Here is a 21,965-nt window from a genome sequence, read left to right on the forward strand (position 1 = left end):
CACCTGCTTACTTCAATCTTAGGTATTGTTTTCTATGGTTTTTCGTTCGCTTATAACCTTTATCTCTTGCTCAGCATTATTATTTGCAAGCAATGGCTACGCACAATCTGAAATGAGTGAAGAGCACAAAGCGTGGTTAATGAAAGAATTCGCACCCAAGCACCAAGCGCTTATTCCGAAGGTTGCTGTTGCTGATATGTTTTTTGGTTGTAACCTCAAGCGCAAAATTGACCCTGTTCCCTACCAATTGGGCCAGATAATCGAGCAAATGGACAAGGGCTTACTGGCGGAAAAGCTCAGCACTTGTTTAAAGGGGGAAAATGCGCAATCTGACACTGCCCTTAATTTCGGCTTAGTTGGCTGCTTTCACGATCAATTTGCAAAACTAAGTGAGGCTGATCGCGAAAAGCGAATGGCGCTTGTTGAAAATGCAATTAGTCGATTATCGCGAGAGCAACGACAAAAAAGTTTTACTAAATGTGTCACCGAGCAGGCGATTAAATATATTAAATAGTCGCTCAGATGATTGCGCTGCTCATTGCTTTTTTGGAGGTGTTGTTTTAATCGAAACTAGGCCAATTGGTAATTGAAAAATTAACAGCGCATTCCAAATATATCCGACTTCAAGCTCTATATTTTCTAAACACTTCTATTTGCAAACTCTCTACGTTGTTGGTGTTGAGTTATCAGTACTTATCACTTAATGGCTTAAATGTTTCATATCAATTACATTTAGTTATATTGTTTTTGCCTAGATATAGCTAAAACTTAATACTTTGTAACATTCTCCGTTTTTCACTCCGATTAATATCACTTATAGTGAAGTTATTACGACAGCTTAAGAGGCCAAAACAATGGGACAGGAAACTCAAAAAATACTGGTAGTTGATGACGATATGCGTTTACGCGCGCTGCTAGAAAGATATTTGGTTGAACAAGGGTTTGTAGTGCGCTCGGCAGCAAACTCTGAGCAAATGGATCGCCTGCTTGAGCGTGAGAATTTCCATTTATTAGTGTTGGATTTAATGCTGCCAGGTGAAGATGGTTTATCGATTTGTCGTCGTTTACGCCAAAATGGGAATAACATCCCAATTGTGATGCTAACGGCAAAAGGCGACGAAGTTGATCGCATTATAGGTTTAGAGCTGGGTGCAGACGATTATATGCCTAAGCCGTTTAACCCTCGCGAACTGTTAGCACGTATCAAAGCGGTTTTGCGTCGCAAAATTCAAGAAGCGCCAGGTGCTCCTTCATTGGAAGAAAATGTCATTTCGTTCGGTGAATATACGTTAAATCTGGCAACGCGAGAAATGGTCAAAGGCGACATTAATATGCCGCTGACTAGTGGTGAATTTGCGGTGTTAAAAGCACTTGTTACCCATCCGCGAGAGCCGCTTTCTCGTGATAAATTAATGAATTTGGCACGAGGTCGAGACTATTCAGCGTTAGAGCGTAGTATTGATGTGCAAGTGAGTCGCCTGCGTCGCATGTTAGAGGAAGACCCAGCAAAACCTCGCTATATTCAAACGGTTTGGGGCTTAGGCTACGTATTCGTGCCTGACGGACAAGAAGCGGCTTAGGCTTCTTTTGCACGCCAGTTTTCGCCCTGCTTTAACGACTAGTTGATACTCACTATATGAAAATATTGCCGCGCAGTGCTTTTGGGCAAACGGTTTTACTTATTGGCTTTTTGTTGTTGATTAACCAAGTGGTGTCGTATGTATCGATAACACTCTACATTATTCAACCCAATTTCCAGCAAGTGAATGAATTACTTGCCAAGCAAATTCGCGTGGTATTTATTGATATTAAAGACTCTGAGCTCAGTCCGGCGATGGCAGAGGCCTTTCAGCGAGAGACAGGTATCGGCGTTTATCGGGAAAAAGATGCGATGCGTCTTGGCCTTGCAGATGCGGTGTACTTAGAATTTCGTTCCGCGCAAATGTCAGAATTACTTGATGGCCCTGCAGAAGTTCGCATCACACAAGGTGATGAATACTTATTTTGGATTCGCCCCCCACAGGCTCCGAGTTTATGGGTAAAAATTCCCTTTACTGGTTTAGAGCAATCTAATTTTGTGCCTTTATTCTTTTTCCTTGTCATTTTAGGGGTGTTATCGGTTGCTGCTGGTTGGTTGTTTGTACGTAATTTGAATCGACCGCTGCGAGCGCTGCAATATGCTGCTGAAGATGTTGGGCGAGGTGACTTTCCAGAGCCTTTGGAAGAAGAAGGTACCACTGAAATAATGGCGGTAACTCAGGCGTTTAACCATATGTCGAAGGGCATCAAACAGTTAGAAGATGACCGCAACTTACTGATGGCGGGTATTTCGCACGACTTACGCACACCACTAACACGCATTCGATTGAGCGCGGAAATGATGTCAGAGCAGGACGACTATCTGAAAGACGGCATCGAAGGTGATATTGATGATATGAATGCGATTATCGATCAATTCATTGATTACATTCGTCACGATAGCAAAGATAAAGCGGAACTCACTGATCTGAATGTTTTAGTGGATGATGTCGTTCATGCTGAAACTCCCAGCGATCGACAAGTGACCTTTATGGCAGGTGAAGTGCCACAACTACCACTTCGTTATGTGGCGATTAAACGGGCGGTGGCTAATTTAATTCAAAATGCGATTCGCTATACTCATGGCAATATTCAAATTTGCACTGGCGTAGAAGGCAAACACTACGCCCATATCAGTGTCTGTGATGAAGGAGCTGGCATTCCCGAGGCTGATATGGAGCGCTTATTTCAGCCATTTACTCAAGGCGACAAAGCACGTGGTACCGAAGGCAGTGGTCTTGGTTTAGCGATTATTAAACGGATTGTTGATACTCACGGTGGCAAGGTGCAGTTAATTAATCGTGATACCGGTGGCTTACAGGCGAAAGTCTTGCTCCCTCTTAGTCATAAATCAAAGTAGAAAAGAAATCAGACCGTGAAATAGCCCAGTAGCGCAGCTATTCATCATATGGGAATTAAGATTTAGGAACTGTGATGTTTCAGCGGCTAGCTATGACGAAAAACCACCTTTTCAATTTGCTGCTCAAGCAACCTATGCGCAAACGAATTGCCATTAAGCTTGGCCTGTTGGCGCTTATTCAACAAGCGACGGACTAACGCTTTTCGGCTTGCTAGATTAAGCTGCGACATCTTGATTGATGTCGGTGAAAATCGCTGGGCCGTTTCTGATTTTATCTGGCTAATACGCTTATCGACATCCAGAAAGTGCGTGGTTAAGCGATGCGGACGGGTTTGTTTTTTCAATTTTAGGTAATGGGGTAAGCCACTGATAAGTTGCTCGTCGCTCCAAGTTTTTACCGCGACATTATTTCGTTTGGTTAGCCATGCACAGAGTAAAAGAAATAAGGTGAACTTTATTAGCAATATGTAGAGCATATTTACTCCTTTAAATTATGCTGTGAACAAGTAAACCTTAGTCGATAATTGGCGATAATAGCAAACAGGTAAGAGGTGTATTTACTTAACCTCAGCTTTGGATAACTAATGTGCTTCTAGCGGCTATTTTTACTGCTACCAGCGTTAAATTTACTTGTAATAGGCCAGCTCTTGACGAGCAAATTTGCCTTGATATCAGCAAAAATTTCTCGCCAGAAGATAATGATGAGCATAACTATCTGAATTAATTTGTTATTCACTATTTCTTATCCAAACCTGAGGCTACTTAAAATATCTGGCTGTAATTTACGGTTCTCGATTTGCGACTTGCCAGTTGCGGTTTTCTATTTAGCAGGCGTGTGATGCTGAAGGTGAGAGTTCAATATGCTCAGTTGTTCAGCAATAAAAAAGGCCGCTAACGTTAGCGGCCTTTCTGTGTTTTACTATGTACGAGTACTTACTATAGCTGAGGGCCAGAAGCAACTAGCGATTGACCGTGTTCAGTATCAGTGAACTTGTCAAAGTTGTTAACAAAACGACCCGCTAAGTCTTTTGCTTTTGCTTCCCAATCAGCTGCATCAGCATAAGTGTTGCGTGGGTCTAAAATGTTGCTATCACAGTCGTGCAATGCTGTTGGTACGCTTAGGTTGAACAGTGGTAGTTCAACCATTTCTGCATCTTCAATTGAGCCGTCAAGAATGGCATCAATAATCGCACGAGTATCTTTAATTGAAATACGTTTACCTGTGCCATTCCAACCTGTGTTAACAAGGTAAGCTTCTGCGCCTACCGCTTCCATACGCTTGCGCAAAACGTCAGCGTATTGCGTTGGGTGTAAGCTTAAAAACGCCGCACCAAAACAGCTTGAGAAGGTTGGTGTTGGCTCAGTAATACCGCGCTCAGTACCAGCTAACTTCGCCGTGAAACCAGACAGGAAGTAGTATTCTGTTTGCTCTGGCGTTAATTTCGCAACTGGTGGTAGTACACCAAATGCATCAGCCGTTAAGAAAATAACTTTCTTGGCATGGCCGGCGCGAGACACTGGTTTAACAATATTATCAATGTGATGGATTGGGTAAGAAACACGCGTGTTCTCAGTTTTTGAGTTATCGTCGTAATCAATTTTACCGTTTTCATCTACCGTTACGTTTTCAAGTAATGCGTCACGGCGAATGGCATTGTAAATGTCTGGTTCGTTTTCTTTGCTTAGGTTGATGGTTTTTGCGTAACAACCACCTTCAAAGTTAAATACGCCGTTGTCATCCCAACCGTGCTCATCGTCACCGATTAGCTCGCGCTTAGGATCAGTTGAAAGTGTTGTTTTACCTGTACCTGATAGGCCGAAGAATACCGCAACATCGCCATCTTTGCCGACGTTAGCACTACAGTGCATAGAGGCAATGCCTTTCAGTGGTAATAGGTAGTTCATCATTGAGAACATACCTTTTTTCATTTCGCCGCCGTACCAAGTGCCGCCAATTAACTGCATTTTTTCAGTTAAGTTAAAGGCAACGAAATTTTCTGAATTTAATCCTTGCTCTTGCCAGTTAGGGTTAGTGGTTTTAGCACCATTCATAACCACAAAATCTGGTTCGTAATCGGCAAGTTGCTCGTCAGTTGGGCGGATAAACATGTTTTTCACAAAGTGTGCTTGCCACGCAACTTCGGTAATGAAGCGCACTTTTAAACGCGTGTCTTCGTTGGCACCACAGAAAGTATCAACAACAAATAAACGCTTGCCAGATAATTGCGTGGTCACTAAGCCTTTTAATGAGTTCCACGTTTCAGTAGTCATCGGCTTGTTGTCATTCTTACCTTGGTCAGCCCACCACACGGTATCGCGTGTAGTATCGTCGCGCACAATGTACTTATCTTTTGGTGAGCGGCCAGTGAAAATACCCGTATCTACCGCTACGGCACCTGACTCAGTGACAACGCCTTTGTCATAACCTGAGAGCTCTGCTTTTGTTTCTTCTTCAAATAAAAACTCATAAGAAGGATTGTAAACAATCTCCGCAACATCAGTGATACCGTATTGAGATAGATCAATCTTGTCTTGCAAAGCAGCCATGGCTTTATTTCTCCAGTGTAAAGCAATTAGGTTATGGGGTTGCTCAGAGTCGCTCTGAGGCCATCGATAATAGGTGATAGTCGGCTAAAAAAAAAGGAAAAAATTATTGTGAATGAAAGTTTTCATCTTTTATTACATTAAGTGCCTTAATCAGCAGTTTTTTTATGTAATAAAACGACAAAAAGGTAAATTGATATAAATTTATGTTCGCTATAAGTGCAGTAAATATAAGGCGTGAGCAATAAAAAAGGGCGCTTATTAGCGCCCTGAGTTTAAATTAATGATTAACTAGTGTTTTACTTCACTTATGTAAGGTGAAAGTTGCTGCTCATCAAAGGCATAAGTGGTCAAACAATAATCACAAGTCATGCTAACACTACCTTGTTCTGCGATAATGCTTTTAATTTCGCTCGTGCCTAGTTGAGTAATAGCGTTTAAACACTTCTCTTCTGAGCATGAGCAGCGGTAAGTTACTTGCTGTGGTTCGAAAATACGCACTTGCTCTTCATGGTATAGACGGTGCAGTAATTCTTCTGCTGGTAAATTAAAGATTTCCTCTGCTTTAATCGTGCTGGTTAAATGACAAAGGTGTTCGTAATCTTCGTGCTGCTTAACTTTATCTTCGCTGTCTGGCAGCAATTGCACTAGGCTGCCAGCCGCTTTTTTCGCAGCTAAGTCAGTAAATAACCATACTGTGGTTGGAATTTGATCCGAAGTTTCAAAATAGTGAGCTAAACATTCCGCGAGCGTTGGTTGCTCTAGTGGCACGACACCTTGGTAAGGTTCGCCTTTATTTGGGCGAATAGTGATCACCATAATGCCTTTGCCAATGAGCTCTTGTAACGAAGTCGCATTAGTTTCAGCTTGCAGTTTGGCAACGCCGCGCATTTCTTGCTGGTCGTTACCATTGATTGCCATATAGTTGATTGGTGCATCGCTGCTGCCTTGTAACTGCACAGCAATTTCACCTTCAAACTTTAAGGTGGCGGTTAACAGACATGTTGCCGCTAACAATTCACCCAGTAGTGTTTTTACCCCATCAGGGTATTGGTGATTGGCAAGAATGTCTTGGTAAGCTTGGTGAATTTGCACTAATTCACCGCGCGCATGCTTATCGTCAAATAAATAGCGATTTAACACATCTTGATTGGGCATGAGCTTTTATATCCTTTCTTTGAATTGACGGATTTGTCGGCGTTGTTTCTTATCCGGCTTTGTCTCTGTTGCAGGGCTAAAGTAAGCACCTTGCTTTCTTGCAAGGGTGTTGCGCTCACGAGTTTCGATACTCGCATCCGTTTCTTGATATAGCGTTTGTGCAAAAGTTGCATCGCGGCGCTTATCTGCGAGCTCAACAATAATGACTTCTTTTTCATCGAACCCTTGGCGAACTTTAACGCGATCGCCAATGGCTACCGCTTTACCTGACTTGGTACGCTGGCCGTTGTAAAACACTTTACCACCGTCGATCATTTGTTTAGCGATAGCACGGGTTTTATAAAAGCGTGCAGCCCACAACCATTTGTCTAATCGCGTTGCACCAGATTGCGATGAAGTTTGCTGTTTAGCGGCCATAAAAGACACAAATATTTACCGAAAAAATTGGCTGAAATTTACCACAAAATCTAATTTTTAGCTACGAAGTAGGGGGCTTGAATAACAAAATATCAGCGCTAGGTTACATAAAATTGCTAATTTCACTGTAATAAGAATGATATTTACTCGTATATTCAATAAAAGTGTCTAGGCTCTCTTGTTGCTTTGCCTTTGCTCAAGTATCATCACTGCTAATATGGAATTAAAATAATATGTTTTACCATGCAGTTGCCTGACAACTTGGCGTCATTTAGCGAGTATTTCAATAAACTACCGCAAGTGCAGATCGCAAAAGCGATAAGCCTCATTATTCTTCTTTATATCGCTTATTTGCTGGCGCAAATTACGTGGCAACTTGTGCCTATTGAGCAAACACCGACAATATCTATTCAAGACTCACCGTCTTCCCAAAGCTCGTCTTCACCGTCTCGATTTAATGTTGAACGCTTTATCTCTCTTAACATTTTTGGCCAATACAACACTGAACAAGTCGTTGAAGCACTGCCAGAAGTGCAGGATGCACCTGAAACTAAATTGAACTTAACGCTATCTGGGGTGGTCGCAGCTAGTGACCCTAAAAAAGCAGCAGCCATTATTGAGCATAATGGCAAGCAGCAAACTTATGGTGTTGGCGATAAGATAATCAATACACGTGCACAGCTTCATCAAGTGTACGCCGATCGAGTGATATTAAAGCAATCTGGTCGTGTCGAAACCTTGATGTTAGACGGTTTTGACTATAACAAGCAGCCAAAACCAAGTGTCATCAAAGCTTCATCTAATCGTGATAAAAACCGCGCGTCATCAACTAAAAGTCGCCCTAATCGAAGTACAGTCAAGCGCGGGCAAGCGGTAGATCAGCGTAATAATGCTGAGCTGAGCAAAGCGATGAAAGCATTAAAAACGGATATTGCGTCAAATCCAGGAAAGTTGAGTGATTATTTGAAAATATCACCCAAGCGCGCGCAAGGAAAAATACAAGGGTATCGCTTGATGCCTGGTAAAGATCCCGCATTTTTTAGGGCGTCTGGATTGAAATCTGGCGATGTCGCCGTGCAAATGAATGGCTTGGATTTATCGATTCCAAGTGAGTCAGCACAAGCATTAAAGTTATTACGAGAAACCAGTGATCTGGCATTATTAGTTGATCGCAACGGGGAGTTAACAGAAATACTGTTTAGCATTGCACCATGATATTAAGAAATAAAAATAACCGTCGTTCACTATGGCAACAAGCCACTCAGTCAAACAAATATAAGCTAAACAAATTGAAGCGTGTATTTACCCCTTTAGCGATGGCATTGGCGCTTAGCCAAGCGCCGATGAGCAGTACCGCTTTTGCTGCGCAGTTTTCACCGAATTTTAAAGATACCAATATTGATGAGTTCGTTAATATTGTCGGCCGCAATCTGCAAAAAACCATGATTGTTGACCCAAATGTGCGCGGTAAAATTAATGTACGAAGCTACGATTTATTAACCGAAGAGCAGTATTACCAATTCTTCCTCAATGTATTAGAAGTGTATGGTTTCTCTGCGGTTAAAATGGATAACAACATTATTAAAGTTATCCGTAATAAAGATGCGAAAACTTCAGCAATTCCTGTCGTTGGCGGCGCTGGTGAATTTGTCGGTGACGAAATGGTTACCCGCATTGTTGAAGTTAAAAACGTCACGGTACGTGAGCTTGTACCATTGCTTCGTCAACTCTCAGACCAAGCTGGTGGCGGTAATGTGACCAACTATGACCCTGCCAACGTGATAATGATCACCGGCTCTGCTGCGGTTGTGAATCGTTTAGTGAAAATTATTGAACGTGTTGATCGCGCAGGCGACCAAGACGTACAAATTATTAAACTTAAATATGCATCTGCGGGTGAAATGGTTCGTATCATCGAAGCGATGAATAAACCTAAAGCCGGTGCTAAAGCAGGTACGCCAACCTTCCTTATTCCTAAAATTGTCGCTGACGATCGCACTAACAGTGTGATTGTCAGTGGCGAATCACAAGCGCGTGAGCGCATTGCAAAATTGGTTTCACGCTTAGACAGTGAATTAGAAACCAGTGGTAATACCCGTGTTTACTACCTGAAGTATGCCAAAGCAGAAGAGTTAGTTGATGTGCTTGAAGGGGTTAGTAAGTCAATTGAAGCGGAAGAAAATAGCGCGAAAAGCACTAAATCGCGTAGCCAAAAACGCAATGTCAGCATCGACGCTCATGAAGATACTAACACCTTAGTGATCACCGCACAGCCAGATATGTTGCGTTCACTTGAAGCAGTCATTCGCCAACTCGATGTGCGCAGAGCGCAAGTGTTGGTTGAAGCGATTATCGTGGAAGTGTTTGAAAGCGATGGCGTGAACTTAGGCGTGCAGTGGTATCACGAAAATGCCGGCTTTACTCAGTTTACCAATGGCCCTGTGCCAATTAGCGCCGCTGGCGCTGCGGCAATTAATGCCCGTGGTGAAGATGGTACAACTGTGACCACCATTGATGGCAACGGCAACCCAGTGACCACGACTAACCCTGATACCGATGGCGATTACACCTTACTCGCGCAACTATTGGGCTCAGTTAACGGTATGATGTTTGGTGTAGTTGATGATAATTGGGGCGCCATTGTACAAGCGGTCAGCGCTGATACGAACTCCAATATTTTGGCAACACCAAGTATTACCACACTAGATAATGAAGAAGCCTTTTTCATAGTTGGTCAGGAAGTGCCGATTATTACTGGCTCGACAACTGGTAATAACAACTCAAACCCATTCCAAACGGTTGAGCGCCAAGAAGTTGGGATTAAGCTAAAAGTTACGCCGCAGGTCAATGAAGGCTCTGGTGTGCAATTAACAATTGAGCAAGAAGTCTCATCTGTTAGTGGTGCAACCGGCGTTGATATTTCGATAAACAAGCGCGAAATTAAAACCACGATCATGGCAGATAATGGCGATACCGTGATTTTAGGTGGCTTGATTGACGAAGATGTGCAAGAAAGCGAACAAAAAGTACCGCTGCTTGGCGATATTCCAGTGCTAGGCCACTTGTTTAAATCAACCAGTAATACGGTTCGCAAGCGCAACTTGATGGTATTTTTACGCCCAACCATTATTCGCGATGGTACCTTGATGAATGAAGTGACCAAAGCGAAGTATAACTACATTCGCGCCGACGAAATTCGTAAGCAAGAAGAAGGCTTGAGCTTGATGGACGGCAGTAAGCTGCCTATTTTGCCTGAGTGGAATGATCAATTATCACTGCCGCCAAGCTACGAAGAATATATGAAGCAGCGTGAGCAGGACAAAAACGAGTCTGAAAATGGCTCTGACGGTGGTGTTAACTAGCTATGTCGCAAACGCTTAAATCATCGTCTAGTGACACAACTGACGAGCTAAGTGCAGGAATGAGTGCAGGAATGAGTGCTGAAATAAGTGCTGAAATAAGTGCTGACATGAGTGAAGAGACTGCACTTGCTGTGAGCACTAAGCAATTGCCGTTTGGTTTTGCCAAGCGCCATCACGCTTTGTTGGTGAGTGCTGAGCAAGGTTACCAACTGTACTGCATTGCCACCACTGAGCCTGAAGTGTTAATGGAAGTGCGCCGCTTTTTAGCTGAGCCCTACGAGGTGATTGTTCAGTCCCCAGAAGACTTTGAGCAGCTGTTAACCGAGGCGTATCAGCGCGATTCGTCTGAAGCGAAACAGATGATGGAAGATATTGGCAACGAAGTCGATTTATACTCGCTTGCCGATGAAATGACCGAAACTGAAGACCTGCTCGAAAACGAAGACGACGCGCCGATTATCAAACTGATCAACGCCATGCTGAGCGAAGCGATCAAAGAAAACGCGTCTGATATTCACATTGAAACCTTTGAGCAAGTACTGCAAATTCGCTTTCGTATCGACGGCGTATTGCGTGAAGTACTAAAACCAAACCGCAAATTGGCTTCGCTGTTAGTGTCGCGTATCAAAGTCATGGCGAAACTCGATATTGCTGAGAAGCGCATTCCGCAAGATGGTCGTATTTCCTTGCGAATTGCTGGCCGTGCTGTTGATGTGCGTGTCTCGACTATGCCAACGGGTCATGGCGAGCGCGTTGTGCTGCGTTTATTAGACAAAAATGCTGCCCGCCTTGACCTACAAGACTTGGGCATGACAGATCTAAACCGCCAGCGTTTTGCCGAGTTAATTGATAAGCCACACGGCATTATTTTGGTGACTGGCCCAACAGGCTCAGGTAAATCAACCACCTTATACGCTGGCCTTAGCCAAATTGATAATCATCAACGAAACGTATTAACGGTTGAAGATCCGATTGAGTATGCCATTGAAGGTATTGGTCAAACCCAAGTGAACACTAAGGTTGATATGACCTTTGCCCGTGGTTTACGCGCAATTCTTCGTCAAGACCCTGATGTGGTGATGGTTGGTGAAATTCGTGATTTAGAAACCGCACAAATTGGTGTGCAAGCCAGTTTAACGGGCCACTTAGTGCTATCAACACTGCACACAAATACCGCTGCAGGTGCTATTACTCGTATGGAAGATATGGGGGTTGAGCCTTTCTTATTATCTTCAAGTTTACTTGGGGTGTTAGCACAACGATTGGTACGAACGCTTTGCCCGCATTGTAAAGAAGCTCATTTGGCAGATGATGAAGAATGCAATTTATTGGGTATCAGCGACAAACAAACCAAAATTTATCGCGCTGTAGGTTGTGGTGAGTGTAATTTTAAAGGTTACAAAGGCCGTACTGGCATTCATGAATTGTTGTTTGTTGATGACAAAGTACGTGAACTTATTCACAACGGTCAAGGTGAGCAGGTGATTGAAAAATACATTCGCCAAAGCACACCGAGTATTCGCCGCGACGGCTTCGACAAGGTGTTAGCGGGCATTACCACGTTAGAAGAAGTGCTGCGCGTGACGCGTGAAGATTAATGGAATTTATTTATGGCCGCATTCGATTATTTAGCCGTAAATGCTAAAGGGAAAAACGTTAAAGGCGTGATTGAGGGCGATACTCCGCGTCATGCCCGCAGTTTGTTGCGCGAACAAGGCTTAATGCCAATCGAGATTAATGCCAGTCTTGGTAAAAAATCAGACCGCAGTGAAGGTAAAACAAGCCGCAGAGACAAAGTTTCTGCTGCCGATTTAGCCTTATTGACTCGCCAGCTAGCAACCCTCGTCGAATCTGGCTTACCGCTAGAAGAATCGCTAATGGCGGTTGCTGAACAGAGTGAGAAAAACCGCCAAAAAAGTATGATCATGGCGGTGCGCACTAAGGTAACCGAAGGTTATAGCCTAGCTGAGAGCATGGCAGAGTTTCCGCAAGTATTCTCGCACCTTTATCGCGCTATGGTCGCAGCGGGTGAAAAATCAGGTCATTTAGACAATGTGCTAAACCGCCTTGCCGATTACACCGAGCAGCGCCAGCAATTGCGCTCGCAAATGACTCAAGCCTTGGTTTATCCGGTGATTATGACCTTTGTTGCCATTGCCGTAGTCGCGGTATTGTTAACAGTGGTGGTGCCCAAAATCGTCGGGCAGTTCGAACGCATGGGGCAGGGCTTACCTGGCACTACACAGTTTTTGATCAGCGCTAGTGATTTTCTGAGTAACTATGGTTTAGCCATATTACTGATGTTCTCGTTGGTGATGCTAGGGTTTAGTCAATTGTTGAAAAAGCCGAAATTTCGCTTTGGTTTTCATCAGCGATTAATTGCCCTACCAATGATCGGAAAAGTATCTCGCGGCCTTAATACTGCGCGTTTTGCAAGAACGCTAAGCATTTTAACTGCCAGCGCGGTACCGCTACTGGAAAGTATGCGAATTGCCGGCGAAGTGCTAGACAATCTGTATATTAAACAAAAAATCAAAGAGTCAGCTGACATGGTGCGTGAAGGTACCAGTTTGCGAGTTTCGCTTGAGCAAACGAAACTTTTTCCGCCAATGATGCTTCATATGATAGCCAGTGGTGAAAAAAGTGGTGAGCTAGAGCAAATGCTTGGCCGCGCCGCTGACAACCAAGACAGAGAATTTGAAGCCTTGATGAATATTTCTATCAAGGCGTTTGAGCCTGCGCTAATGGTCACCATGGCAGGCGTTGTACTCTTTATTGTAATGGCGATATTACAGCCGATATTACAGCTAAATACGTTAGTAGGAAATTAGATATGCATTCAGCAAAACAATCACAAATTCGTGCCACAAAAACAAGCAAACAAGCGGGTTTTACTATTCTAGAAGTCATGGTGGTTATCGTTATTATCGGCCTTATAGCCACTATGGTTGTACCGAATATTATTGGTAGCCAAGATCGCGCTAACGTGCAAAAAGCGGTTGCCGACATTACATCGCTAGAAACTAATTTGAAAATGTACAAAATGGATAACTACAACTATCCAACAACTGAACAAGGCCTAGAAGCCTTAGTTACCCAAACAGACGTTGAGCCGTTACCACGCCGTTTCCCAGAAGAAGGTTACATCACGCGTCTACCAAGTGATCCTTGGGGTAACGAGTACCAGCTATTGAACCCAGGTGAAAACGGTAAAATTGATATTTTCTCAATGGGACCTGACGGTGAAGCAGGTACAGATGACGATATTGGTAACTGGAACTTAACGGACTTTCAATAACCCAAAGCACTAACAAGCACTGGGCTTAAAAGGTTAGCTTAGTGCTTGCAAACTCAATTTATTTAGTACTCTCAACTTATCAGTCATAGCTTGTCATCATCATGTTTAATCGTAATCCTTCATCACGCTCAACTGGCTTTACGCTAATTGAAATGATGATGGTGATTGTCGTGGTGGGTATTCTTGCCTCAGCAATTCAATTCACTTTCCGTGGTAATCAAAGCGATAAACAGCTAGCAAAAGAAAGCCAGCGCTTTGCTGGTATGTTCGAATTAGCCAGCGAATATGGCATGCTCAACAATATTGAGCTTGGCCTGTATATTGAAGAACAAAGCTACCAGTTTTTAGCGTTTGACGGTAAGCAATGGGTTGAGCTGAGCGATACGGAAACCCTAGTACCTGTAGAATTACCTGAAAACATGGGGCTGTCACTCACGCTTGATGAACTGCCAGTTGAACCTTCATTGTTAACCGAGTTGCAGTTAGTGTTAGCGGAGCAAGATGACTTTAAAGAAGATGAAGACCTGCCACCACAGCCGCAAGTGCTGATGTTATCTGGTGGCGATATCACGCCATTTAGTGTGTCGTTTTATTTCCTTGATGAATTTGCCGACTCTGACATCGAGTACAAGGTGACAGGGCTATATCATACGCCGCTGACCATTGAAGGCCCAATCAACGGGCAGGACAGGTAATGCTAGCTAGACGTTTCGATAAATCAGAGTTTTCCCAAAAACGACCAACAAGCAAGCGTGGATTTACCCTGATTGAAGTGATGCTTGCCATGGCGGTTTTTGCTATTGCCGGTGTTGCGCTTTTAGGCGCAGCACAAAGTAACTTTGATAACTTATCTCGGCTTGAGCAGAAAACGGTGGCCAATTGGGTGGCTGCTAATCAATTGACCGCAGCTAGTTTAGATACGCAAACTTGGCCGCCGCGCAACAATCGCAAAGGGCAAGTGGAAATGGCTGGAGCCACTTGGTATTGGCAGCAGAAAGTTGTTCGTACTCAAGATGCCAACTTGCGCCAAGTGACCATTGAAGTGCGCCAGCAAGCCAGCGATGAACAGCCACTTTCTGAGCTAACCACCTTTTTGGCAAGGACGGCCAAATAATGAAATCGCGTTCAGTGCAGTTATCAACTCAATTGAATAGGCGCAACAAGGCTTACCAAGCGCAAGGTTTTACGCTCATTGAAGTGCTCATTGCCATGGCAATTTTTGCGATGGTGAGTCTCGCCAGTTTTACCATATTTGATACTGTATTTCGCAGCGACGAACAGTCACGCATTAAGAATGAGCGTATTAATGAACTTAACCGTGCGTTTATTGTGATTGAACGCGACATGCTGCAACTGACTCGCCGCACTATGCGCATCAATGGTGAAGCACCCAGTAGCCGTTTTATTCATTTAGACGATCAAGGCTTTTTCTCTGAAACCAATGCCTTAGCTTTTATTCGCTCTGGTTGGGCAAACCCTAATTTATTGTTACCCCGCAGTGATTTGCAGTCGGTGGCCTATCAACTTAGTGATAACACGCTTAACCGATTGCACTTTACCTTTGTTGATCCTGTAGTTGGCAAGGAACCGAAAGTCAGGCCACTGATCACGCAAGTTGATGATGTTAAATTCGAGTTTTACCAAGCGGGAAAATGGCAAAAAGAAATTAACGGCGACAGTCTTCCGCAAGCCATGGCTCTTATTATTCAAACACAAGACTTAGGTGAAATTCGCCGTCAGTTTCTTATTGCCGGTGATGAAGCACAAAATGGTGCAGGTGAAGCAGGGGGAGGGGATGCCAATGGCTAACAGCTCCTTACTTAAACGTCCACCTAGCAAAACTCCCCTAGTTAATGCCCGCGGTGTTGCTTTGATCACTGTGTTGTTGGTTGTTGCACTCGCCGCTATCTTGGCAACGGAAATGAGTGCCCGCCTGCAAGTGCAGTTGCAGCGTAGTGCCAATATTCAATTTAATCAGCAGGCTTACTGGTATGCGATGAGTGCCGAAGCATTGGCGCAAAGGGTGCTACAACTTGATAACGAGCAGGATGAAGACGTCACCCATTTAAGTCAGCAATGGGCGCGTGGCGAAAACACTTATCCTGTTGATAACGGTCAAATAACCGGTGCAATTTATGACTTACACGCATGCTTGAATTTGAACGCGCTGCGCAGTGAAGGCACTGACAATGCTGGCGACGGCGAAAATAAATCACCTCAGAGACAAACCCTAGAACGCTTATTAGTTAAATTAAATATTGAAGGGGTTGGTGATTTTGAAGCGGAATACATGGCAGATGCCTTAACCGATTGGCTCGATGAAGATGACCGCCTGGTGAGCAGTGGTGGTGCTGAAGATAATGATTATGCTGGACGCGAATATCCATATTTTGCCGCTAACCATTACCTTGCCAGTGTCAGTGAATTACGCGTAATCGAGCACTTTACGCCAGCGATTATCGCGGCAATTTCGCCTTATGTTTGTGTGTTACCGCAAAATGAAAGCCATAAAATTAATATCAATACCTTAACTGATGAACAGGCAATTTTGTTGTCTGCAATGCTCGATATCAGCCAAGACGAAGCAAACAATATTATTCGAGCCCGTGATGAAAAAGGTTTTGACGAATTAGCCGAATTTTACAACTTACCAGAAGTAACCCAGCTCAATATCAGCGAGCCACTAAAACAACAGTTTGTTGTTGATAGTGAATACTTTACACTAAAGGCCAGTGCTGAATTCAATAGCAGTTATTTTAACTTAACTTCAATCTTGCAAGTGATTGACAACGAAAAGGTAAACGTTGTGAGTCGCACCATAGGACGTTTTTAAATGAGCGAAATATTATACATTCGTCTCGCCAGCAAACCTGAGCAAGCTATTGCTTGGTTGGTCTGGTCGACTGGCCAGCAAGAAATCATTGCGAGCGGCGAATTACCGGATGCACAAGCATTAGCTACGATTAGCGACAAAGCGCGTCAACGCCAAGTTATCGCGATTGCACCGGGCAGCGATGTATTATTGAAAGCGTTAACTGTGCCAGCTAAAAATACAAAAGCAATGCGCCAAGCGGTGCCGTATATGCTCGAAGACGAGCTTGCACAAGACGTTGATGAACTATTTTTCGCCTTTGCCGAGCGCGCACCCGCAGGTAGCGAGCATAACTGCCATGTCGCTATTATTGAGCGTCAGCTTATCCAACGTTGGCAAGCACAATTGAGCGACGCTGGCATTACCTGTCGTGTGATGGTGCCAGAAACCTTACTTATGCCACTTATAGTGGATAAATGGAGTGTTATTGCGCATCAAGGGCAACTGGTAGTGCGCCAAGGCGCATGGCAAGGAGCGAGCTTAGATGAAAGCCAATGGCAGTTTATGACGCAACATTGGCAGCAGCTAGACCCAATGCCAAGTTTTGTAAACTATTCGCCAATTCCATCATTGCCAGTAAGCATAGAATGCGAAGAGGCTCCGGCAGAATTACCTTTGGCCTTGTTTGCCGCTCAACAACAGCGCGATATTAACTTGTTACAAGGTGACTTTGCGGTTAAAACCAAGCGCTCTCCAGCAATTAAATACTGGGCTGTTGCGGCTTCACTTGCTGCCTTTACTTTATTGTTGCAGCTTGGCGTTAAGGGCAGCCATTGGTATCAACTGAATCAGTCTACTGAGCAGTTGGAACAAGAGATTATTGCAACTTATAAGCAAGCTTTCCCGAATACAAAGCGGGTGCGTATCGCAACTATTCGATCGCAGTTAAAACGCAAAATCGCTGAGGCAAGTGGTAGTGCCAGCGAAGGAGATTTTCTGCCAATGCTTGCCAAATTAGAAAGCGCATTTGCTTCAGTTCCTGAACTGCAAACGAGCTCATTACGTTATGACGGCAAGCGCAATGAATTGCGACTGCAAGCAGAGGCAAATAGCTACCAAGCATTTGACAAGTTTAAAAGTGCGCTTGAAAAGTCTCGCCTAGCCGTTACGCAGGGCGCTCAGAACAATCAGGGTAACCGTGTCACCGGTTCCTTTAGTATTAAGGAGTCGTAATGAAACAGTGGTGGCAACAACTACAAAGCAGAGAGCAGCAATTGATTTTGGCGATGGCAGGTGTGCTCTTGGTATTTATCCTGTTTCAAGGGGTATGGCAGCCGATTCATCAAGGTGCTGACAAAGCAGAGAAAAAGCTCGCCCGCACACAAGAGCTTTATCAATACGTTAAAACCAATACCGCAAAAATAAGTAGCAGTACCGCAAGTGTTCGTCAACCGCGCCAAGGTGGCAGCCTTTCGGGGTTAGTGAATCGCGTTGCTGGCCAATATCAAATATCAATTGCTCGTATGCAACCGCAAGGCGATCAAGGGGTGCAAGTGTGGATTGATGAAATTCCGTTTGAACAATTGCTGCGCTTGTTAAATGCTTTGACCCAACAACACGGCTTAGTGGTGAGTAATATTGATGTGACAAACGGTAATAGCGCAGGTACGGTAAAAATTCGCCGCTTAACGCTTAGTCGATAAACGCTAAGCCTTTAAACATAAAGCATTAACCTAAAGCAGTAAAAAATAATTCGTAAAACATTGAGCTGTTAACGACCATCGAAAATTAACACGCCAACGATAGACCACAAGATATATGACGTTAAAAATCAATATAGCATTGGCTGCTGTAATTGTTTCAGCCTACCTTGTTTTTGTTATTGCCTTAACACCGGCAGCACTTCTCGTGGAGCATAGTAAACTTCCCAAAGGGTTAGCCCTAGGTGAAGTAAGCGAAACCATTTGGTCACCGCAAATTAGTGCGGCTCGCTACCAAGGGGTGACGGTTAATCAAATTAGTGCCGATGTGTCGCCGTGGTCATTATTAGCGTTATCACTTGCGGCAGAGGTGAAATTCGGCAGCCGTTTAAGCGATGGACCTGAAGGACAAGGGCATTTTGCTTTAAGCCAAGATAAGGTAGAAATCAGTGATTTTACCGTGCAAATGCCTGCAGGCGAAATTGCGCCATTGCTGCCACTGCCAATTGAACTTGATGCATTTGGTCAAGCAGAGCTTGCCATCGATGAGCTAACCTTAGCTGGTAATCAGTGTGCTAGTGCGAAAGGGCGATTAACGTGGCAACGCGCTGCAGTTAACGCGTTTGAACAAAGTATTGAGTTAGGAAGCTTTAAGGGCGAAATTTCTTGCCAGCAAGGGAAGTTGGTTGTGAAAGTTTTGCCAGATAATCGACTGGGGTTACAGTACACCGCTTTGCTTGGCTTAGATGGTCGCGTTAGTGGTCAAGGTTACCTAACACCGGGTAATAATTTTCCGGCACAGCTGCGTGACACGCTGCCATTTATTGGTAACCCTGACGCCCAAGGGCGCTACGAACTTAAATTTTAGGAGCTGTCGCTAATATCTCAGCGGTCATCACGCGATAATCTGTAATTGCTGGGTAATCTGTGATTTCACGCACAGGCTGTTGACTGTCAGGGTTTGCGACCGCCAGCAGGTGCTTAATACCAAATGTTTTTGCTGAGTCTAAAATCGGCAAGCTGTCGTCGACGAAAAGCGTATGTTGGCAATCAAATTTTTCCACGGCATGCAGTTGTTGCCAAAGCGACTGTGACTCTTTACTAACACCAAACTCATGGGTTGAGTAAAGCTTGTCAAAATACTTATCGAGCTGAGTGCGCTCAATTTTTAACGACAAACTACCCGGGTGCGCGTTAGTCACCATCACCACCCGACGACCACTGGTTCTTAACGCTTGTAAAAACTCATCGGCATCTTGTCGCAAGGCAATTAAATGCATTAATTCACGTTTTAATTCGGTAATCGGCAGTTGGGTTTGTTCAGCCCAATAATCAAGGCAATACCAAGCAATAGTGCCGTGGACTTTTTGGTAATGTGCGGTAAGTTTTTCTCGCGCAGCTTCAGTTGAAATACCAACACTTTCACCGTAGCGCTTTGGTAAATGTTCTAACCAAAAGCGATTGTCGTAGTGAAGATCCAAAATCGTACCGTCCATGTCGAGCAGCACAGTGGAAATTTCTGACCAATCCAGCATAGATTTATTCCAAGAAAACATCTTATTATGGCATTATAACGATAATAGTTTGTCTACATAACCAACTTTCTCTGAGCTTCGCTTATTAGGTGTGACTACGTTGAAAAACCGCTTACCTCAAATTACCGATAGCCGCATGGTGGCCAAAAGTCGCTTTTTTGCGATTGAGCAAATTGATCTTGCCTTTAGCAATGGGCAAACGCGTGAATATGAGCGCATGGCGGGTAGTGGCCGAGGTGCTGTGATGGTGGTACCTATGCTTGATCACGAGACTATGTTGCTAGTGCGAGAGTATTGCGCTGGCACCCACAGTTATGAATTGGGCTTTCCTAAAGGCCTAATTGATCCGGGTGAAACAGGCGAGCAAGCAGCTAATCGCGAATTGCAGGAAGAAATCGGCTACGCAACTGAGCAGTTACAGCATATTCACGATGTTGCCATGGCGCCCGCGTTTTTTAATGCTCATATGAAAATCTATCTAGCCACAGGTTTATACCCTTCTCAATTAGAAGGTGACGAGCCCGAGCCTTTGGAAGTGGTGCCATGGCCAATTGCCGACTACCAAAACCTGTTAAGCCAACCTGACTTTAATGAAGCTCGCTCGATTGCCGCATTGATGCTAGTGCGTGACCAATTAGCGCAGCAACAGGAGTTAAAATGACCGAATCACACTCGCTAAGCCCACTGTTAAAAATTGCTATCGACACTGCAAAATTGGCGGGCGAGCAAGTCATGTCATTTTATCGACAGCGAAATTTTACGTCAGAGATCAAAGCTGATGACAGCCCAGTCACTAGTGCTGACCTTGCTGCCAATGAAACGATCATGGCAGAGCTTCAGCGTTTAACGCCGGATATTCCCATTATTTCTGAAGAAGTCGGCCCACTGCCGTTGGAGCAACGTGGCAAATGGCAGCGCTATTGGTTACTTGATCCGATTGATGGCACCGGTGAGTTTATTATTGGCAGTGGCGACTTTGCGGTAAATATAGCGCTAGTGGAAAATGGCTGGCCAGTGATTGGGGTAATTCATGCGCCGGATCATCATTTAACTTATTATGCCGAAAAAGGTGTGGGGGCGTTCAAAGATAATGGTCAGTCGAGCAAGCAAATTCACGTTGCTCGTTACGATGAAAAACGCCCCGTTAAAGTAGCGATTAGCCGCCGCCAAGAATTAAGCTTGATGGGGCAATATTTAAATACTGATTTTGAATTTGAGTATATTGCCCTTGGTAGCTGCTCATTAAAAAATTGCTTAATTGCTGAAGGCGGCGCCGACTGCTATTTGCGCATTGGGCCTACGGGTGAGTGGGACACAGGTGCCAGCCAGTGTATTTTAGAGCAAGCGGGTGGCACTATTATTGACAGTGAATTTCAGTCACTTAGCTACAATGAACGCCACTCATTAATGAATCCTGATTTTTTGAGCTTGGGGGCTGGTGAGTTTCCTTGGCAACAGATCATTAAACCACATCGCGCAGATCGCGAGTTTTAACGGTCGCTATTGTGTAGCTAGAGCAAGTCATATATCCAAGCAATAGCGATAATTAAATCCAAGGAAGAGTTATGCGACGTTTACTTATTCTCACTGTATTAGTTCATTGCTTGAGTTTGCTGTTCTCGCTGCCGGTGTTTGCCGGCTGGCAGCTCAACAGTAGCGAGTCTCAGCTAAATTTTGTTACCACGAAAAATAGCGAAGTCGCAGAAGTTCACAGCTTTGAAAATCTGACTGGCGATATCAATAAACAAGGGCAAGTGAGCTTTAAGGTCAGCCTAGCAAGTGTCGATACTGCGATCCCTATCCGCGATGAACGCATGCAGAAGTATTTATTCAAACTTGATACCTTTGCTAGCGCAGACTTTACTGGTGAGGTTGATATTCGCTTTATTGAAGCTTTGCCAGCTGGGCAAGTGAAATACCTACCGTTATCAGGGAATATCCACCTTCATGGCAACAAGCAAGCAGTGACGATGAAAGTACAGCTGATTAAGCTTACGAAAAATCGTTTTGTCGTTAACACGGTAAAGCCATTAATAATCAATGCCAACCAATACAATTTGGTGGCAGGTGTTGAAAAGCTCAGAACGATCGCGGGGCTGAGCAATATAAGCAATGCGGTACCAGTCACATTTAATTTATTATTCGAATACCAAACAAAGTAATTTAACCTCAGCTCTGGATAACTAATGTGCTTCTAGCGG

Annotated in this window: 23 protein-coding genes; 18 read left to right on the top strand and 5 right to left on the bottom strand. The window is 44.1% G+C overall.

Annotated elements, in window-relative coordinates:
• Positions 1-34 precede the first annotated feature (34 nt).
• From DXX94_RS13060 to envZ, 3 genes are all read left to right on the top strand, one after another.
• On the top strand, positions 35-514 hold the full coding sequence (locus DXX94_RS13060) for a hypothetical protein (protein WP_116016520.1): 480 nt from the start codon (positions 35-37) through the stop codon (positions 512-514).
• A 340-nt stretch (positions 515-854) separates the two neighbouring features.
• On the top strand, positions 855-1,580 hold the full coding sequence (ompR, locus tag DXX94_RS13065; protein WP_116001961.1) for an osmolarity response regulator transcription factor OmpR: 726 nt from the start codon (positions 855-857) through the stop codon (positions 1,578-1,580).
• 56 nt (positions 1,581-1,636) lie between these two features.
• Positions 1,637-2,938, top strand: coding sequence for a two-component system sensor histidine kinase EnvZ (gene envZ, locus DXX94_RS13070; RefSeq protein ID WP_116016522.1), 1,302 nt, complete (start codon positions 1,637-1,639; stop codon positions 2,936-2,938).
• Positions 2,939-3,024: 86 nt separating this feature from the next.
• Here envZ and DXX94_RS13075 read toward each other — a convergent pair whose 3' ends face one another.
• From DXX94_RS13075 to DXX94_RS13090, 4 genes are all read right to left on the bottom strand, one after another.
• On the bottom strand, positions 3,025-3,414 hold the full coding sequence (locus DXX94_RS13075; protein ID WP_116016524.1) for a hypothetical protein: 390 nt from the start codon (positions 3,412-3,414) through the stop codon (positions 3,025-3,027).
• Between the two features lie 460 nt (positions 3,415-3,874).
• Complete coding sequence (gene pckA, locus DXX94_RS13080) at positions 3,875-5,485, bottom strand: phosphoenolpyruvate carboxykinase (ATP) (protein ID WP_116001958.1); 1,611 nt, start codon at positions 5,483-5,485, stop codon at positions 3,875-3,877.
• Positions 5,486-5,773: 288 nt separating this feature from the next.
• Positions 5,774-6,640, bottom strand: coding sequence for an Hsp33 family molecular chaperone HslO (gene hslO / locus DXX94_RS13085; RefSeq protein WP_116016526.1), 867 nt, complete (start codon positions 6,638-6,640; stop codon positions 5,774-5,776).
• Positions 6,641-6,646: 6 nt separating this feature from the next.
• Positions 6,647-7,057, bottom strand: coding sequence for an RNA-binding S4 domain-containing protein (locus tag DXX94_RS13090; protein WP_116001956.1), 411 nt, complete (start codon positions 7,055-7,057; stop codon positions 6,647-6,649).
• Between the two features lie 243 nt (positions 7,058-7,300).
• Here DXX94_RS13090 and gspC point away from each other — a divergent pair, with 243 nt between their 5' ends.
• The 12 genes from gspC (at position 7,301) to DXX94_RS13150 (ending at position 19,097) form a co-directional block, all read left to right on the top strand.
• Positions 7,301-8,272 (top strand): type II secretion system protein GspC, encoded by a 972-nt coding sequence (gspC, locus tag DXX94_RS13095; RefSeq protein WP_116016528.1) that lies wholly within the window; start codon positions 7,301-7,303, stop codon positions 8,270-8,272.
• 101 nt (positions 8,273-8,373) lie between these two features.
• Positions 8,374-10,419, top strand: a complete 2,046-nt coding sequence (gene gspD, locus DXX94_RS13100) for a type II secretion system secretin GspD (RefSeq protein WP_116018507.1) — start codon at positions 8,374-8,376, stop codon at positions 10,417-10,419.
• Positions 10,420-10,526: 107 nt separating this feature from the next.
• Positions 10,527-12,017 (top strand): type II secretion system ATPase GspE, encoded by a 1,491-nt coding sequence (gene gspE / locus DXX94_RS13105; protein ID WP_374188850.1) that lies wholly within the window; start codon positions 10,527-10,529, stop codon positions 12,015-12,017.
• Positions 12,018-12,029: 12 nt separating this feature from the next.
• Positions 12,030-13,250, top strand: coding sequence for a type II secretion system inner membrane protein GspF (gene gspF, locus DXX94_RS13110; protein WP_116016530.1), 1,221 nt, complete (start codon positions 12,030-12,032; stop codon positions 13,248-13,250).
• A 2-nt stretch (positions 13,251-13,252) separates the two neighbouring features.
• The gene (gene gspG / locus DXX94_RS13115; protein WP_116001952.1) at positions 13,253-13,717 is read left to right on the top strand and encodes a type II secretion system major pseudopilin GspG; all 465 of its coding nucleotides are present in this window, start codon (positions 13,253-13,255) and stop codon (positions 13,715-13,717) included.
• A gap of 101 nt (positions 13,718-13,818) precedes the next feature.
• A complete protein-coding gene (gene gspH / locus DXX94_RS13120) occupies positions 13,819-14,412 on the top strand; it encodes a type II secretion system minor pseudopilin GspH (protein WP_116016532.1) in 594 nt (197 codons plus the stop codon).
• Positions 14,412-14,831 carry a type II secretion system minor pseudopilin GspI gene (gene gspI / locus DXX94_RS13125; protein ID WP_116016534.1) on the top strand — a complete coding sequence of 140 codons (420 nt, stop codon included), beginning with the start codon at positions 14,412-14,414 and terminating at the stop codon, positions 14,829-14,831. The genes gspH and gspI overlap by 1 nt, the downstream gene beginning before the upstream one ends.
• Positions 14,831-15,526, top strand: a complete 696-nt coding sequence (gene gspJ / locus DXX94_RS13130; RefSeq protein WP_116016536.1) for a type II secretion system minor pseudopilin GspJ — start codon at positions 14,831-14,833, stop codon at positions 15,524-15,526. The genes gspI and gspJ overlap by 1 nt, the downstream gene beginning before the upstream one ends.
• Positions 15,519-16,550, top strand: a complete 1,032-nt coding sequence (gene gspK, locus DXX94_RS13135; RefSeq protein ID WP_116016538.1) for a type II secretion system minor pseudopilin GspK — start codon at positions 15,519-15,521, stop codon at positions 16,548-16,550. Before gspJ ends, gspK begins: the two co-directional genes overlap by 8 nt.
• Complete coding sequence (gspL, locus tag DXX94_RS13140; RefSeq protein ID WP_116016540.1) at positions 16,551-17,762, top strand: type II secretion system protein GspL; 1,212 nt, start codon at positions 16,551-16,553, stop codon at positions 17,760-17,762.
• Positions 17,762-18,232, top strand: a complete 471-nt coding sequence (gene gspM / locus DXX94_RS13145; RefSeq protein ID WP_116016542.1) for a type II secretion system protein GspM — start codon at positions 17,762-17,764, stop codon at positions 18,230-18,232. The genes gspL and gspM overlap by 1 nt, the downstream gene beginning before the upstream one ends.
• A gap of 115 nt (positions 18,233-18,347) precedes the next feature.
• On the top strand, positions 18,348-19,097 hold the full coding sequence (locus DXX94_RS13150; protein ID WP_116016544.1) for a type II secretion system protein N: 750 nt from the start codon (positions 18,348-18,350) through the stop codon (positions 19,095-19,097).
• Here the strand turns inward: DXX94_RS13150 and yrfG are convergent.
• Positions 19,087-19,764, bottom strand: coding sequence for a GMP/IMP nucleotidase (gene yrfG, locus DXX94_RS13155; RefSeq protein WP_116016546.1), 678 nt, complete (start codon positions 19,762-19,764; stop codon positions 19,087-19,089). The genes DXX94_RS13150 and yrfG overlap by 11 nt on opposite strands.
• A 100-nt stretch (positions 19,765-19,864) precedes the next feature.
• On the opposite strand from yrfG, the gene nudE reads away from it, so the two are divergent.
• The 3 genes from nudE to DXX94_RS13170 all read left to right on the top strand — a co-directional run bounded on the left by nudE (position 19,865) and on the right by DXX94_RS13170 (position 21,926).
• Positions 19,865-20,425 (top strand): ADP compounds hydrolase NudE, encoded by a 561-nt coding sequence (gene nudE / locus DXX94_RS13160; protein WP_258872164.1) that lies wholly within the window; start codon positions 19,865-19,867, stop codon positions 20,423-20,425.
• Positions 20,422-21,258 (top strand): 3'(2'),5'-bisphosphate nucleotidase CysQ, encoded by an 837-nt coding sequence (gene cysQ / locus DXX94_RS13165; protein WP_116016548.1) that lies wholly within the window; start codon positions 20,422-20,424, stop codon positions 21,256-21,258. Before nudE ends, cysQ begins: the two co-directional genes overlap by 4 nt.
• A 71-nt stretch (positions 21,259-21,329) precedes the next feature.
• A complete protein-coding gene (locus DXX94_RS13170; RefSeq protein ID WP_116016550.1) occupies positions 21,330-21,926 on the top strand; it encodes a YceI family protein in 597 nt (198 codons plus the stop codon).
• The last annotated feature ends 39 nt before the right edge of the window (positions 21,927-21,965 follow it).

This window comes from Thalassotalea euphylliae, assembly GCF_003390375.1.
Lineage (GTDB): Bacteria > Pseudomonadota > Gammaproteobacteria > Enterobacterales > Alteromonadaceae > Thalassotalea_F > Thalassotalea_F euphylliae_A.